The sequence below is a fragment of the Streptomyces sp. NPDC059169 genome (genome assembly GCF_042755225.1).
Classification (GTDB): Bacteria; Actinomycetota; Actinomycetes; order Streptomycetales; family Streptomycetaceae; genus Streptomyces.
Genome location: NZ_JBHZCF010000025.1, coordinates 38,248 through 51,996 on the forward strand (window position 1 = coordinate 38,248; position 13,749 = coordinate 51,996).

Below are 13,749 nucleotides of genomic sequence, written 5' to 3' on the forward strand. Positions count from 1 at the left end.
GAACGCCACGATGGTGTTCAAGCGGCTGCTCGGCTCGCTCGGCGTGGGCGGGCCCACGGTGGACACGGTCCTTACCCCGGGCGCGGTGCTGCCCGGCGGGACCCTGAGCGGGCAGGTCCACCTGCGGGGCGGTGACGCGGACTTCACGATCGAGCACATCACCCTGGAGCTGATGGCCCGCGTCGAGGCCGAGTACGACGGCGGCGAGTCCGAGGGCGCAGTCGTCATCGACCGGTTCACCGTCGGCGGCAGCTTCCGCCTCGCCGCCGGCGAACTGCACAGCGTGCCCTTCAGCGTGATGCTGCCGTGGGAGACCCCCATCACCGAGCTGTACGGGCAGGGACTGGGCATCGTGCTGGGGGTGCGCACCGAGCTGGCGGTGGCGGGCGCGAAGGACAAGGGTGACCTCGACCAGCTTGCGGTTGCCCCGCTGCCCGCCCAGGAGGCGATCCTGGAGGCGCTCGGCCAGCTCGGCTTCGGCTTCAAGTCCGCCGACCTGGAGCTGGGGCGCATCGGCGGCACCGGCCAGCAGCTGCCCTTCTACCAGGAGATCGAACTCGCCCCGGCGCCGCAGTACGCGCACCAGGTCAACGAGATCGAGGTGACCTTCCTCGCGGGGCCGGCTGGCATGGAGGTGGTCCTGGAGGCCGACAAGCGCGGCGGCCTCTTCTCCGGCGGCCACGACGCGGTGTCCCGTTTCACCGTCAGCCACGATGGCGTCGAGCAGATCAACTGGGGCGCCGAAGTCGACGGCTGGATCCGTCAGATGGTCGAGCACCGCGCCTCCTACGGCTCTCACGGCTCCTACGGGCACGGCGATCCGCACCACGGCGGCCACTACGGACACGGCGACCCCTACGCCACGCACCCCCACAAGGACGACCACGGCCACGGCGGCCACCATCACGGCGACAGTCACGGGCACCGCTCCGGGCCCGGCATGGGCACCGCGATCGCCGCCGGCGCGGCGGGACTCGCCGTCGGCGTGGTCGGCGGCATGGTCGCGGCCGAAGTCGTCGACGAAGTGGGCGACTTCTTCGAAGGCGACGACGAAGAAGAGGGCGGCGAGGACTGAGCCCGCGCAGTCTTGCCACCCCTGGTAGCTTCTACATCAATGTAGAAGGTGTGGTTGTCCGGGCCGTCCCCTTCTTTCGGCCCGGGCGGCCCTGAGACGTACGGAGTTGGCATGGCCCTGTGGGACCGCATCAAGGAGTCCGCATCGACGATGCAGACCCAGCTCAACGCGAAGAAGAACGACCTCAAGAGCGGCGCCTTCCGCGACGCCAGCATGGCGATGTGCGCGCTCGTCGCCGCGGCCGACGGCACCATCGACCCGTCCGAGCGCCGCAAGGTGGCCCAGCTCATCGCCACCAACGAGGTGCTGCAGAACTTCCCCGCCGAGGACCTGCAGCGCCGCTTCGACGACAACTGCAACAAGTTGGCCGCCGACTTCGACTTCGGCAAGGTCAGCGTCCTGCAAGAGGTCGCCAAGGCCAAGAAGAAGCCCGCCGAGGCACGCGCCGTGATCCAGATCGGCATCGTCATCGGCGGCGCCGACGGCGACTTCGACAAGGACGAGCAGCAGGTCGTGCGCGAAGCCTGCTACGCCCTCGACCTGCCGCCCCACGAGTTCGACCTCTAAGCCCCACACGACGCACGGGAAGGGACGGCCGTGGAGATCTCCGGGGTCATCAGTGCCATTGTGATCGGCGTCATCATCGGCACGCTGGGACGGCTGGTACTGCCGGGCCGTCAGCGCATTGGCGTGCTGTGGACGATCGGCGTCGGGATCGCCGCGGCCTTCGTCGGCACCGGCATCGCCGCGGGCCTCGGAGTGGCGGACACCAAGGGCGTCGACTGGATCGAATGGCTCATCCAGATCGCACTCGCCGCCGCGGGCGTGGCCGCCCTCGAACGCTTCAAAGCCCGCCACTGACCCGACCACCGGACCAGGGGTGCTGCCGCCGCACGGCGGCAGCACCCCCGCGGCCGTGTATCGCAGGGTGCCGGCTACATCGGGGTGGCCGCGTGCAGGATGAGGAACAGCGTGACGGCCGAGTTCGCCGAGGACAGCGCCGAGACGGTGGTGCCCGCGGCGGCTGTCCAGGCGGCCAGGCCCACCGTGGTGAACACTGGCGGCCAGATCCGTCCGGTGGGAGCCGGTGCGAGCAGGGCGGCGACCCGGCGCGGCACCGGACCGGGGGCAGCGAAGTGCGCGAGCGTGGCGATGGGCGCGCCCCGGGAGATCAGCGCCGACTTGCCGATCGCCAGCGCCACGGTACGCCGACTGCCCACCGCGGTGGCCGCCTCCTCATCCGCCCACCGCTCAGCGCAATACGTGACAGCGGTCCGCAGCGGACGCAGGAACGGGTTGGCCCGTGCCGCGAGCTGCACGGTGAGCAGGAACCAGTGGTGGCGGCGGGCCAGATGGACGCGCTCGTGAGCGAACAGCGCCCGCCGCTCGGCCGAACTGAGCCCGGCCAGCATCCCGGTGGTGACCACGATCCGGTTCCGCTTGCCGGGCAGCGCGTAGGCATACGGCAACTCGTCGGGCAGCACCGCCACCGACGTGGCCGGCAGGCCCGCAAGGGCGCGCTCGGCCCGGCGGCGCACGCGGTGGTGGCGCCACGCCGTCCGCGTACACGCGGCGAGCACCGCGATCAGGGCGGGGATGACGGTCTTGCCCGCAATCTCGTCGTACGGGACGGCCTCACGTACCTCCGGGTCCGACCAGCCGTCGGGCAGCGGGTTTCCGGGCAGTTGCGCGGTGCCGACCACCATCAACAGGGCCAGGCACAGGGTGCTGCACACCGCGAGCACCCCGGCGACGGCCGACAGCAGCCAGGTCGCCGCCCTGGGGTGCAGATGCTGTTCGGCAAGGCGGGCAATGGGCCAGGCCGTTAACGGCAGCACCAGCGGCAGGAAGACGAAAACCCCCATGACGGTCAGTCTTCCCCCTCGCCGGGGCCCTGGGCCAGCAGATCGCGCAGCACCTGTTCATCCCCCGGCGTCAGGCTGGTCAGGAAGCGGGCCAGGACCGCTTCCCTGTCGGTTTCGGCGTCCAGGACCTTCCGCATCCGCAACGCGGCCAGCCCGGCCTCGTCGGCGATCGCGGTCCACTCGAACGAGCGGCCCGCCCGCCGGCGGGCGACCGCGCCTTTGGCGTGCAGCCGGGTCAGGATGGTCATCACCGTGGTGTAGGCGAGGCTGCCACCGAGGCGTTCCTGGACCCAGGCCGCAGGAACCGCTCCGGGGGCCTGGTGCAGCGCGGCGAGTACCTGCCCCTCCAGCTCGCCCTGGCCGCGCCGGCGCGGAGACTGCTCGATACCGCCCCTGTTCTGGTCCGTCATACCGTCAACCTCCCGCCTGCCGGCCCCGCCTGCCGCTGCGGGGGCGGTTCATCGTACTGAGCCTGTCGTCCACCCGCCCGACGCCGTTTCCACGATGTCCACTCCCACGAGCTGGCAAGGGGCCCCGGCAGAGCGGGCGTCATCAGCTGCCCGTGCCCGCGCTGGCGGTGTCGAGTCCCAGCCGCAGCAACCGTTCGTCGTCCGGGGGGAGTTCAGCGATGAACCGGCTGAGCACGGCGCCCCGGTCCCTCTCCCCGTCAAGGATCTGGCGCATGCGCCGGGCGGCCAGCCCCGCCGCGTCGAAAACGGCCCTCCAGACATAGGAGCGCCCGTCGCGGCGGCGCACCACGGCCTGCTTGCCGTGCAGCCGCGTCAGCGTGGTCACCACCGTGGTGTAGGCGAGAGTGGGGTCGATCTGCTCGCGCACCCAACCGGCCGTCACCGGCCCCGGCGCGCTGCCCAGGGCAGCCAGCACACGGGCCTCCAGCTCGCCCGGCCCTCTGCGGGGGCGCTCACGCAGCGGCGGTCCACCATGCTTCTCATCCACCTGCCACTCCCTCTTGGTCGCTGCCGGACACGAGGGGCACAAGCGCGCCCTCGCACATGTTCACGATGCCCTCCTCCCTCACCATCTTCTACGCCGTTGTAGATTCTTGACTCCGCCCGCCCGGAAGTAGGGGGCCGCCGGGCGGCATCACGACACAGCACATCGAACTGCCACACCGGGCGGCGCAGGGAGGCGGACACGTGGACAGACAGCCTGGCGCATCCCGCGATCGCCACGGGCCGGCCCGGTCCCGAGGGACCGGCGCACCAAGACCGAGCTGACCCGGCGCGGGAGGATCCTGGCCTTCACCGGGGCCACCCTGGGCGTGCTGCTCGTCGTCGCGGGTGCGGGCGGCTACTGGCTGTACCAGCGCCTCGACGGAAACATCCAGGCCGCCGGCATCGACAACAAGATCGGCGGGGACCGTCCGGCCAACCTCAGCCCCGGCGCGATGAACATCCTGGTGGTCGGCTCGGACAGCCGCGACGGCGACAACGCCGAGTACGGCAAGGGCCTGACCACCATGCAGGCGGACACCCTGATGGTGCTGCACATCGCCGCGAACCGGAAATGGGCCGCCGTCGTCTCCCTGCCCCGCGACTCCTGGGTGCAGATACCCGCCTGCGACCGCGGCAACGCACCGCCCATACTCGCGCGTCGGCCTTGGACACCCCGAAGCGCAGCGGGCCGACGTTCCGGGGCCGGTCCAGATTGGAGTCCACGTCAGTACGGCGCCGGTTGCGGGCGACCATCAGCAGGTCGTGGCCCGGTGACAGGGCAGCGGCCAGGGTTCGCCCGTGCTGCGTGGCTTCCAGGGCCTGGGTGATGAGCCGGCCCGGCGAGTCCGCGCCGGAGTCGGTGCAGTTCTCCGTGTCAAACCAGCGCCCCTCTCCCGAGCGGCGCTTCTCCACCAGGACCTCGTAGGTGACCGTGCCTGTCTCTCCCGCGGACGGGGTGATGACGGGCACGTGCAGACGGTCGTAGACCGACAGATTCCAGCCGTAGCGGTCCGTCATCATCACGGCCAGGGCCGTCAGTTCCGCCCGGCTCAGGAACAGCCGACCCGTCGTCTTCCCACGGTTCTTTCGCGCAGCAGCCCTTCGGCCCGGGTGTAGACCTTCCCGGCTTTGTCCGGGAACCCGGGCAGCTCGCCCGTGGCGGCGACGTGCTCGAGAGCCGTCCCGACCCTCCAGTCACGGCTGTCCGGGGCCAATGCACCCGCCCGGTAGCGGGCCAGCAGCGCGGTGTTCTCCCGGATCCGCAGCAGCGCGGCCCGGAACTGTCGTTCGGCGACCAGCAGCACCTGGTCGCACTCCGACGGCCGGTAGGACTGCTTGGACGGCTTGCCCTTCTTCGGAACCGGGCGGGCCAGTTCCTCGGCAGCCAGGCCCTGCGCCAGCCGCGGCTCACGCTTCAGCAGCGTACGCATCTTGCCCAGGGCCTCGCGCCCGCCGGGGGTGTCCTTGTGGTTGTTGCGCCAGAGCCGGAGCGTGGCAGAGTTGAGGTCCCCCAGATCCTCGGCCGGCTGGCCCTGGGCCTTGAGGAACCGGGCGAAGACCTCGATAGATCGCCAATATGGCTCACCGCTCGCGTGGCTGTTCCACCCCATGGACTGCGCGGCGAACGCTCGCGCAAGGGAGCAGCGCATCGGCTGGGGCACGGCGATCGCGGCGAAGTCGAAGGCGCGCTCGAAGCCTTCCTTGTTCAGCACGGTGACCTGCAGCCCGTCGGCGGCTATCCGCTCGGTTGCCTGGAAGTCCGGTGGCGGCAGGACGGCTTTGCGTCCCCGCCCGCTCACGATGCCGCCGCGACGGGCAGGGCGTCGACCAGCAGCTCGATGTCCTGGATCCCGGAGGTTTCCCGGGCCAGCTGGGCAAACAGGCCGTTCAGATCCTTCGTCCCGTCCGTCTCGTCGCGCTCGACCTCGGTGTCGAAGGCGAGGATCGACTCCAGCTGTAGATGCATGACCGGGTTTAATGGTGACGTCGGGTATTGGAACTGTCTGAATGCCTCGGCTGGGCTGCGGGGTTACTGGGGGAGCCGTAGCTCCTGCGACGTCTGCTCGGCATCTGCGTGGAGTCCGGAGCAGAGCAGGTTGAATGCCTGGAATGCCGCGGTGGCGACAATGTCACGGGCGTCTGTGGGTGATTCGCCGGACAGGATGCGTCGTTGTAGTTCGCGTAGGGCTGCCCGGTGTGTGCCGGCGATGGAGCCTGCGAGGAGTGCGGGCATCGAGTAGTCGGCCGGATCCGGTCCGTTGGCGGTGTTCGGCGGATGTTCGGCCAGGGCGGTCGTCAGCGCGTCCTCGGCGTATTCGCTGATCTCGCGTTCACGTGCGCGCAGTGCGGCGCTGTCGTGGATGACCTGCCAGAACCGGGGCGCGTCGGGGTGGAGCCCGAGTGTGGGGTCGTCGTGCCGCAGGGCGGTCAGCAGGTCGTTGCGGATGGTCTCCACTGGGCAGGTGCCGGGTGCACGGTTGCGTACCAGTGTGGCGAGATGGCCCTCTACCTCTGCCTGGCGGTCGAAGAAGAGCTCTTCCTTGGTGGGGAAGTAGTTGAACACGGTGTTGGTGGAGACGCCTGCGTGCCGTGCCACCTCGGCGACCGTGACCTGGTCGAAGCCGTGCTTCAGGAAGAGAGGCAGGGCCGCGTCAGCGATCGCCGTGCGGGTCTGCTGCTTCTTGGTCTCTCGAAGGCCCATACCCAGATGATAGTGTCACCATAAAATTGTAGTGACACCAAGATTTTCGGGGTGGGACCATGACCTTGCACTTTGGCATCTATCCGGGTGGGATCTTGGGGGACGACCAGGGCATCGTCCGCCCGGTCCGCTCGGACCTGCCGGACCGCATCACCGAGGCGCTTGACGCGCTCCAAGGCGACACAGCCACCCTGTTGGTGCGCGCGTACCAGTCGTTCGCCACCACCGTGACGCCGCTGGAACCGCCCACGCCCGCCGACCCCGAGGCGTATCTCCAGCGGGGCCGCAAGCTCGACCTCGTGCTGCAGTTCCGTGAGCCGTCCGGCGAGTTGGAGGGGTGGCTGGAGTTCGTCCGCGAGGCCGTCCGCACCGGTGGACCGCACCTGGCATCCGTCCAGATCTGCGAAGAGCCCAACGCCGACCTGCCCGTGGTCGACGGCAGCATCCCCAATGTCCTGAACGCGCTCGTCGAGGGGGTTGTCGCGGCCAAACAGGAGGCCCGGGCCCTGGGTCACAGCCTGGCGGTCGGCTTCAACGCCGTGCCGACCTTCAATCCGGCGGACACCTTCTGGTCCGAGCTCGGCGCCTTGGCCGACGACCGCTTCCGGCAGAGCCTGGACTACGTCGGCCTGGACTTCTTCCCGGACGTGTTCCGTCCCATCGCCGCCGAGCAGTTGGCGGAAGCGGTCACCGCGGTCCTCACCGCGTTCCGGCGAACCGATCTGCCGAAGGCCGGCATCCTTGACAGCGTCGCGATCCGTATCTGTGAGAACGGCTGGCCCACCGGCCCCGGCCGCAGCGAGCAGCGGCAGGCCGCGGTCCTCGAAGCCGTAGTGCGGACCGTGGCCGCCCTCGCCGCCGACCTGAACATCGACGGATACTCGTTCTTCGCCCTGCGAGACGCCGACAGCGCCGGAGAGGGGCTCTTTCACCGCTTCGGGCTCCTGCGCGACGACTACACCCCTAAGCCAGCTTTCGAAACGTACCGGCGTCTCATCGAAGAGCTGGGCAATCCACCGGTGATGCCGACCCGATGATGCCGCCACTACGGATGGACTGCAGTACTGCTGCTTCTCGTGCTGCGCTGATCATCGGGGGTCACCTACGTCTCTTCCTTGCTGGTGCGATCGGGGGGCTCGTTGGCTGATCTCGGCGGCGTAGTTCGTCCAGTCACCGGCGGAGAGCCGCTGCCAGGCGACGGCGACGTCGGTGTGGATGCCCAGGGTGCGGGCGAGGATCGCGGCGGGGATCTCGGTGGCGAGCTGGAAGAGAGCGGTGCTGCGGGCCTGGTTGGGGCGGATGCCCAGGTTGTTCAGACGTTGCGTCAGCTGTGTGGTGCTGATCGGCCGTCCGGGCTGGCCGCCGGGGAAGAGCCATGGAGACGGCGCCAGGGCTCGCCGAAGGTCGCGTGTCCCTTGCGGTTCGCGGCGACAGCGCGGGCCAGCTGGGCGACGGGCTCGGGCAGCTGAACGGGTGCATTGCCGAGGTGGAGACGTACTTCCCGAGCGCCGACCTCGACGTCCTCGGTGGTCAACCGGTGGATCGCCGAAGGCCCTTGGGCATAGAGGAGGAGAAGCAGCCCGGCGAGGCGGTCCTCGGGCTTGAGGGTGTCGTCGTGCAGGAGCCGGCGTGCGACGTTCCAGCGATGTTCGTCGTCGAGTGGCTGAGTGGGGCCGTTCCAGCGGACGGCGGGGACGTGGACCGTGGCGAGCTTGTTGGTGCGGGCCCAGCGGATGAAGTGCCCGGCCGTCCGGCGGTAGGCGGCCAAGTCGTCGGTGAGCCACCGGTCGAGGTCGGCCTGCCGACAGGTCTCCAGGGTGAGGTCGTGGGCCACCAGCCAGTTCAGGAAAGCGACGGCCGCGTGGGTGCGTTGACGCGCGGATATGAACTGCTGCGGGGTAAGAGGGCGGCCGTTGTTACGTTGACGAAGCCGCCGGAGAAGGTGCCAGATCGTGTACCGGTGCAGAACTTTGCGCTGGTCGGGGTCCTCTTGGGATGCGAGGAGGCCGGTGAAGAAGCGTTCGAGGCGGACCATGTACTCGTCCCGCTCGGGCAGGGCACCGACGCCGACGAGGACCTGGCGGAGGTGGGCGAGGGGCGGGCTGTCGGGCAGTTCGTCGAGGGCCTCGTGGGTCAGGGCTGGCCGGCCGGACGCGAGGTCGGACAGGACCGGAGAGACGGACGGCTTGTTCAGCCACCGCCTGGCGGTGATGGGGTGCTCGGTGGTGACGATGTTGTGCCGGAGGGCTTCGAGGCCCGGGTGGAGGGCATCGGACGGGGCGCCCAACAGCTCGTCCAGGCGCCGGTTGATAAGACAGCGCGCGCACTGGCCGGGGTGCGGGTAGTCGGGATCGCTGCAGGTGGGACAGGTGTGCCAGACCTCAGGGGCGGTGCACCCTGCGCAAAAGGGCTGGTCGAGGGTGCCGGAGACGACCGCCGCGACACCTCCGCAGACCGAGCACGGTGCCGAGCGGCGCTGGCAGTCCGGGCACCACGGTCGCCCCGTGGTCCGGGAGGTGCCGCAGGGCTTCTCCCCGCCGCAGATGCTGCACCTCGTGGTGGGCAGGGAGGGGCAGCTGGAGCAGAGCGGACCGTCAGGCGTGCGGGTGTTCACGACCTTCCGGCGGCCGCAGTTGATGCAGGTTTCCAGGTTCGCCGGGTCGTTGACCAGGCAGTTCGGACACAGCGGCCGGCCATGGCCGTCGCGGGTGGCCGGCTCTCGGCGGGCTCCGCATCCCGAGCACTCCTCGATGCGGGAGTGGGCGATGCAGGTGCGGCAGACCCGCTGTCCATCCAGGGGCTTGTCGATGCGTACGACTCTGTGGCAGCCGGGGCAGGACGGCCGCACGATCCCGGCGACGCCGGCCTCGTGCAGCAGGTCGATCAATCGGAGGATCGCGCGGTGAGGTGCCCGGTGGCCGTCCCCGGTCAGCAGGGCGGGGTTGGCTTCCAGGGCCCAGGCGAACTTCTGCTGGTAGGAGGGGCGGGGTGCCGACCGGCGAACCGCGTCGGCGCCTCGGCGTCGACGGGCCCGGCAGCGCAGGGCGTAGCCGGTGCCGGCGAGTAGCACGACCGCACCGACGGTGATCAGCCAGGGACTGGCCAGTGCCCCGCCGACGGCGCCGAGTGCTCCGCCGGCCACGAGCAGCGGGCCCGCGCAGCACACCACCATCACCAGCCCGGCACCCGCGACCGCGGCCATGCCGCCGAGCCCGGAGCGTTCACGGGACGCGGACATCACCGCTCGCCTCCTTTCGGTCAGCGGGTGAAGGGGCGGGCGCCCGGCGGGCGGAGCGGACCAGCAGGCTGGCGTACAGCAAGGTCGCCGCGTCCTGGAGCAGCACGAACCAGCTCAGCCGCTGCGTGAGGTAGATGCCGAAGCAGCCGCAGTTGTCCACCACCAGGCCCCGCGCGTATGCCTGCACGGCCAGCACCGTCCACACCACCGAGACGGCCATGTACACCCATACCGGCGCCAGGGCCTTGGAGCGGGGGCGGGCCAGGAACCACACCCCGCACACCAGCTCGCCCGCGATCAGCGCCGCGGCCAGCGCGGTCGCGGCGTCGGCGGCCGACAGTCCGTACGCGGACAGAATCCGCGGCATGTGCTCGAAGGAGGCGAACTGGCCGATCGCCATCGCCGTGTATACCGTCCCGAGCACGATCCTGAGCACCATGATCCGACCGTAGGCCGCTGCAGAGGGCGAGAACTGTAAGCGCGCTCACCGAACCATCCCTTCGATCCGGGCACGATCAGAGGTGCGAAGCGGTGTTCGCCCGCCATGCGAGCCGGTGTCCCGAGCCGTTTCGGGAGGTGCCAGGTGAACGGTCCACAGTCCCCCGCCCGTCACGGCGGCAGGCCATCAAGGGCGCGGGAGTGATCGGGGGCGTCGTCGTTCTGCTCGTGGGCGGAGGGCGATCTGCTGCGCGCGGCGCGGCTGCGCGAGGTGCTCGGCGTCCCCGGGCAGGACTGGCCCAGCGCACTCGCCTTCCGGGACAAGGTGGTGATGAAGACGCAGCTGCGTCAACAAGGCCTGGAGGTACCGGAGTTCACGGTAGTCCGAACGCCCGTGGACCTGCTGGCCTTCGCGGCGGAACACGGCTACCCGGTGGTGGTGAAGCCTGCCTACGGATCCGGCTCCACCGGCACCCAGGTGCTGCGTGGACCCGACGACCTCGACGGCCTGCTCGCGGCGGGTCTGCCCGAGCATCCGGAGGTGGAACGCTTCGTCGAGGGCGTCATGTACGTGGTCGACGGCCTGTTCACACAGGGCGCGGTGCGCTCCGCGTTCGTCTCACGCTACGTCAACGACTGCCTCGCCTTCCGGGCCGGAGGACATCTCGGCTCCGCGCAACTGACGCGCGACGACCCCCTGACGCCACGGCTGATCAGCTATGCCCGGCAGGTGCTCGACCTGCTTCCCACGTCCGACTGCACCACCTTCCACCTTGAGGTCTTCCACACTCCGGACGACCGGTTGGTCCTCTGTGAGGTGGCGAGCCGTACAGGAGGGGAACTCACCGCCGCCGCGATCCGGGCCGCCTCGGGGATCGACCTGGACCGGGAGTGGTTCCTGGCGCAGACCGGGGCCGCGCCGTCCCTCACCCCTGGCATGGACGGCGCGGCACCTGGGCGGTCCGCCGGCTGGGTGGTGTTCTATCCGGAACGGGGGACGCTCACCGAACTCCCCCTTTCCCCACCAGAGTTCGTCGTCGAGCAGCGGCTGCGCGGCAGGGTCGGCACGACGTACCGGGGCGGCCAGAAGTCCGGTGTCTCTCTGGCCGGCTACGTGGTGACCGGGGCGGACGCCGACGAGGTGGAACAGCGGCTGCACGAGCTGGCCGCATGGTATGCGTTCGGAGTCCGATGGAGAGAGTGAGCGAGGACTGACATGCGATACATCGTCGTAGGAGCCGGCGCGGTCGGCAGTTCGATCGGCGCCCGGCTGGTCGAGAACGGCCGGGACGCCGTTCTGGTCGCCCGGGGCGCCCAGCTCGACGCGCTACGGGCCGACGGGATCCGGTTCACCACGCCGGAGGGGACCCGGCAGGTGCCCGTTCCGGTGGTGGACGGACCCGAAGCGGTCGAACTGCGCACCGGCGACGTACTGGTGCTGGCCGTCAAGACGCAGCACAGTGCGGCCGCGCTGAGCGAGTGGGTGGACCGGCCGGTGGCCGACGGCAACACGGCGGGAGAGTCGCTGCCGCTGGTCTGCGCCCAGAACGGCGTGGAGAGCGAACGCCTGGCACTGCGCCTGTTCCGCAGGGTCTACGGCATGTGCGTGGTGCTCCCCGCAGCGTTCGTACGGCCGGGGGAGGTCACCGCGGCCTACGGGCCGTGCACCGGGGCGCTGGTGCTCGGCCGCTATCCCTCCGGGGAAGAGGAGACCGCCCAGGCGATCGCGGCCGAGCTGGAGAAGTGCGCGTTCCATGTGCCGGTCGTGGCGGACGTCATGCGCTGGAAGTACGGCAAGCTCCTGGGGAACCTCACGCAGACCGTCGAGGCGCTCTGCGGACCGGTCCGCCCCGGTGGGCCGGCCGCCGAACTGGCCTCGTTGTCCAGGGCGGAGGGGACAGCGGTGCTGAGGGCGGCCGGGATCGGGTACGCCGACGCGGCGGAGCTGGCGGACCTCCGCAGCGGACGGGTGGAACTGCAGACGCCCACCGCCGGGGGTGCGCTGGGGTCGACCTGGCAGAGCCTCGCCCGACGCTCCGGCTCCATCGAGGCGGACTACATCAACGGGGAGTTCGTGTTGCTGGGCCGGACGTACGGCACACCCACCCCGGTCAACGAGACGCTCCTTCGCCTGGCCCGCGACTCCGCCCGGACGCGACGGGAGCCCGGGACGGTCTCGCCGGAGACCGTGCTCGGACTGTTTGTGCGTGACTGAAAGAGATCGTAAGTTCTGTTCAAATGGCGCTGATTTCAAGCTTGGCGTGACCGCATTTGCCATTCTTTGGAGAGCATGTCGAACATGCCGCGCTCGGCCGTCTCGGCCGGTGAGCGGTAGTGCTGGAAGCTGTGGCCCCCGTCCGCGCAGGTGTCGGGGTGGCGCCAGGCGGCCACGTGATGGCCCGGTGCGGGCAGGAAGGCGCCGAGTTTCATCATGCGGCGGTGAGTACTGCTCACGAGGATCTCCAAGGCTGTGGACGCAGGCGTCAGGGTCGGACGGATGCTGGGCCCGAGGTCGGTCAGCCGAGACGGCGTACCGGTGAGCCCGCCAGGAACGCTTCGATGTCCTCGACGGCCTGGCTGTAGTAGGTGCGGTAGTTGTTCTGGGACACATAGCCGAGGTGCGGCGTGGCGAGGAGCCTGGGCGCGGTGCGCACCGGGTGGTCGACGGGCAGCGGTTCGATGTCGAAGACATCGGTCCCGGCGCCGGCGATCCGCCCCTCGCGCAGCGCGGCGAGCAGGGCGTCCTGGTCGACGATCGCGGCCCGGGAGGTGTTCACCAGATACGCGGTCGGCTTCATCAACGCCAGCTCGGAGGCTCCGACCAGCCCGCGGGTGCGGTCGCCGAGCACCAGGTGCACCGAGACGAAGTCGCTGGTGGACAGCAACGCCTCCTTGGAGGAGGCCAGTTGCACGCCGTGCTCCTTGGCCCGCGCGTCGGTGAGGTTCGGGCTCCAGGCCACCACGTCCATGCCGAAGGCGAAGCCGACCTGCGCCACCCGGCTGCCGATCTTGCCGAGGCCGAGCAGGCCGAGACGACGCCCGTGCAGGTCGGCGCCGACCGTCGACTGCCAAGGGCCGCCGGTGCGCAGCGCGGTGGACTCCGTGACGATGCTGCGGGCGAGACCGAGCAGCAGCGCCCAGGTCAGCTCCACCGGCGGAGTGGAGGTGCTCTTGGTGCCGCACACCGTCACGCCGTTGGCTTCGGCCGACGCGAAGTCGATCACGGAGTTGCGCATGCCCGAGGCGATGAGGAGCTTGAGGCGGGGGAGTCGGTCGAGGACCGCAGCCGGGAACGGGACGCGTTCGCGCAGCGTGACGATGATGTCGACGTCGCTGACAGCGGCGACGAGTTCGTCCTCCGTGGCGAAGTGCTCCGGGAAGCTGACGACCTCCACCCGGTCCAGGACCGGGCCCCAGTCGGCAACGGTGGTGGCGACGGATTGGAAGTCGTCGAGGATGGCGCAACGCAGGTTCAT

Annotated in this window: 17 protein-coding genes; 7 read left to right on the forward strand and 10 right to left on the reverse strand. The window is 70.1% G+C overall.

Annotated features, from left to right (window positions below; all coding sequences use genetic code 11):
• The first annotated feature begins 10 nt into the window (after positions 1-10).
• The 3 genes from ACFXOM_RS32890 to ACFXOM_RS32900 all read left to right on the forward strand — a co-directional run bounded on the left by ACFXOM_RS32890 (position 11) and on the right by ACFXOM_RS32900 (position 1,936).
• The gene (locus tag ACFXOM_RS32890) at positions 11-1,075 is read left to right on the forward strand and encodes a sporulation protein (RefSeq protein WP_384939518.1); all 1,065 of its coding nucleotides are present in this window, start codon (positions 11-13) and stop codon (positions 1,073-1,075) included.
• Between the two features lie 111 nt (positions 1,076-1,186).
• Positions 1,187-1,642: a TerB family tellurite resistance protein gene (locus ACFXOM_RS32895; RefSeq protein ID WP_358286041.1), complete on the forward strand. Its 456-nt coding sequence runs from the start codon at positions 1,187-1,189 to the stop codon at positions 1,640-1,642.
• A 30-nt stretch (positions 1,643-1,672) separates the two neighbouring features.
• On the forward strand, positions 1,673-1,936 hold the full coding sequence (locus ACFXOM_RS32900; RefSeq protein ID WP_384939520.1) for a GlsB/YeaQ/YmgE family stress response membrane protein: 264 nt from the start codon (positions 1,673-1,675) through the stop codon (positions 1,934-1,936).
• Between the two features lie 74 nt (positions 1,937-2,010).
• Here ACFXOM_RS32900 and ACFXOM_RS32905 read toward each other — a convergent pair whose 3' ends face one another.
• From ACFXOM_RS32905 to ACFXOM_RS32915, 3 genes are all read right to left on the reverse strand, one after another.
• A complete protein-coding gene (locus ACFXOM_RS32905) occupies positions 2,011-2,940 on the reverse strand; it encodes a M56 family metallopeptidase (RefSeq protein WP_384939522.1) in 930 nt (309 codons plus the stop codon).
• Positions 2,941-2,945: 5 nt separating this feature from the next.
• A complete protein-coding gene (locus ACFXOM_RS32910; protein ID WP_384939524.1) occupies positions 2,946-3,350 on the reverse strand; it encodes a BlaI/MecI/CopY family transcriptional regulator in 405 nt (134 codons plus the stop codon).
• A 142-nt stretch (positions 3,351-3,492) separates the two neighbouring features.
• On the reverse strand, positions 3,493-3,897 hold the full coding sequence (locus ACFXOM_RS32915) for a BlaI/MecI/CopY family transcriptional regulator (protein WP_384939526.1): 405 nt from the start codon (positions 3,895-3,897) through the stop codon (positions 3,493-3,495).
• Positions 3,898-4,222: 325 nt separating this feature from the next.
• Between ACFXOM_RS32915 and ACFXOM_RS32920 the strand changes: the two genes are divergently transcribed.
• On the forward strand, positions 4,223-4,723 hold the full coding sequence (locus tag ACFXOM_RS32920; protein WP_384939528.1) for an LCP family protein: 501 nt from the start codon (positions 4,223-4,225) through the stop codon (positions 4,721-4,723).
• Positions 4,724-4,945: 222 nt separating this feature from the next.
• On the opposite strand, the gene ACFXOM_RS32925 is transcribed toward ACFXOM_RS32920, so the two are convergent.
• The 3 genes from ACFXOM_RS32925 to ACFXOM_RS32935 all read right to left on the reverse strand — a co-directional run bounded on the left by ACFXOM_RS32925 (position 4,946) and on the right by ACFXOM_RS32935 (position 6,597).
• Positions 4,946-5,695, reverse strand: a complete 750-nt coding sequence (locus ACFXOM_RS32925; RefSeq protein ID WP_384947905.1) for a hypothetical protein — start codon at positions 5,693-5,695, stop codon at positions 4,946-4,948.
• A complete protein-coding gene (locus ACFXOM_RS32930; RefSeq protein ID WP_384939531.1) occupies positions 5,692-5,862 on the reverse strand; it encodes a hypothetical protein in 171 nt (56 codons plus the stop codon). Before ACFXOM_RS32930 ends, ACFXOM_RS32925 begins: the two co-directional genes overlap by 4 nt.
• A gap of 63 nt (positions 5,863-5,925) precedes the next feature.
• Positions 5,926-6,597 (reverse strand): TetR/AcrR family transcriptional regulator, encoded by a 672-nt coding sequence (locus tag ACFXOM_RS32935; RefSeq protein ID WP_283301319.1) that lies wholly within the window; start codon positions 6,595-6,597, stop codon positions 5,926-5,928.
• Between the two features lie 59 nt (positions 6,598-6,656).
• On the opposite strand from ACFXOM_RS32935, the gene ACFXOM_RS32940 reads away from it, so the two are divergent.
• Positions 6,657-7,634 (forward strand): hypothetical protein, encoded by a 978-nt coding sequence (locus tag ACFXOM_RS32940; RefSeq protein WP_384939533.1) that lies wholly within the window; start codon positions 6,657-6,659, stop codon positions 7,632-7,634.
• Between the two features lie 287 nt (positions 7,635-7,921).
• On the opposite strand, the gene ACFXOM_RS32945 is transcribed toward ACFXOM_RS32940, so the two are convergent.
• Both ACFXOM_RS32945 and ACFXOM_RS32950 read right to left on the reverse strand, forming a co-directional pair.
• Positions 7,922-9,835: a hypothetical protein gene (locus ACFXOM_RS32945; protein ID WP_385040948.1), complete on the reverse strand. Its 1,914-nt coding sequence runs from the start codon at positions 9,833-9,835 to the stop codon at positions 7,922-7,924.
• Positions 9,819-10,274, reverse strand: coding sequence for a MauE/DoxX family redox-associated membrane protein (locus tag ACFXOM_RS32950; RefSeq protein WP_384947912.1), 456 nt, complete (start codon positions 10,272-10,274; stop codon positions 9,819-9,821). Before ACFXOM_RS32950 ends, ACFXOM_RS32945 begins: the two co-directional genes overlap by 17 nt.
• Positions 10,275-10,604: 330 nt before the next feature.
• Between ACFXOM_RS32950 and ACFXOM_RS32955 the strand changes: the two genes are divergently transcribed.
• Positions 10,605-11,477 carry an acetyl-CoA carboxylase biotin carboxylase subunit family protein gene (locus ACFXOM_RS32955; protein WP_385040951.1) on the forward strand — a complete coding sequence of 291 codons (873 nt, stop codon included), beginning with the start codon at positions 10,605-10,607 and terminating at the stop codon, positions 11,475-11,477.
• Positions 11,478-11,489: 12 nt separating this feature from the next.
• Complete coding sequence (locus ACFXOM_RS32960; RefSeq protein WP_385040954.1) at positions 11,490-12,488, forward strand: ketopantoate reductase family protein; 999 nt, start codon at positions 11,490-11,492, stop codon at positions 12,486-12,488.
• A 35-nt stretch (positions 12,489-12,523) separates the two neighbouring features.
• Here ACFXOM_RS32960 and ACFXOM_RS32965 read toward each other — a convergent pair whose 3' ends face one another.
• Together ACFXOM_RS32965 and ACFXOM_RS32970 are read right to left on the reverse strand one after the other, a co-directional pair.
• Positions 12,524-12,727 carry a hypothetical protein gene (locus ACFXOM_RS32965; protein ID WP_384939543.1) on the reverse strand — a complete coding sequence of 68 codons (204 nt, stop codon included), beginning with the start codon at positions 12,725-12,727 and terminating at the stop codon, positions 12,524-12,526.
• A gap of 62 nt (positions 12,728-12,789) precedes the next feature.
• Positions 12,790-13,749 carry a D-2-hydroxyacid dehydrogenase family protein gene (locus tag ACFXOM_RS32970; protein WP_385040957.1) on the reverse strand — a complete coding sequence of 320 codons (960 nt, stop codon included), beginning with the start codon at positions 13,747-13,749 and terminating at the stop codon, positions 12,790-12,792.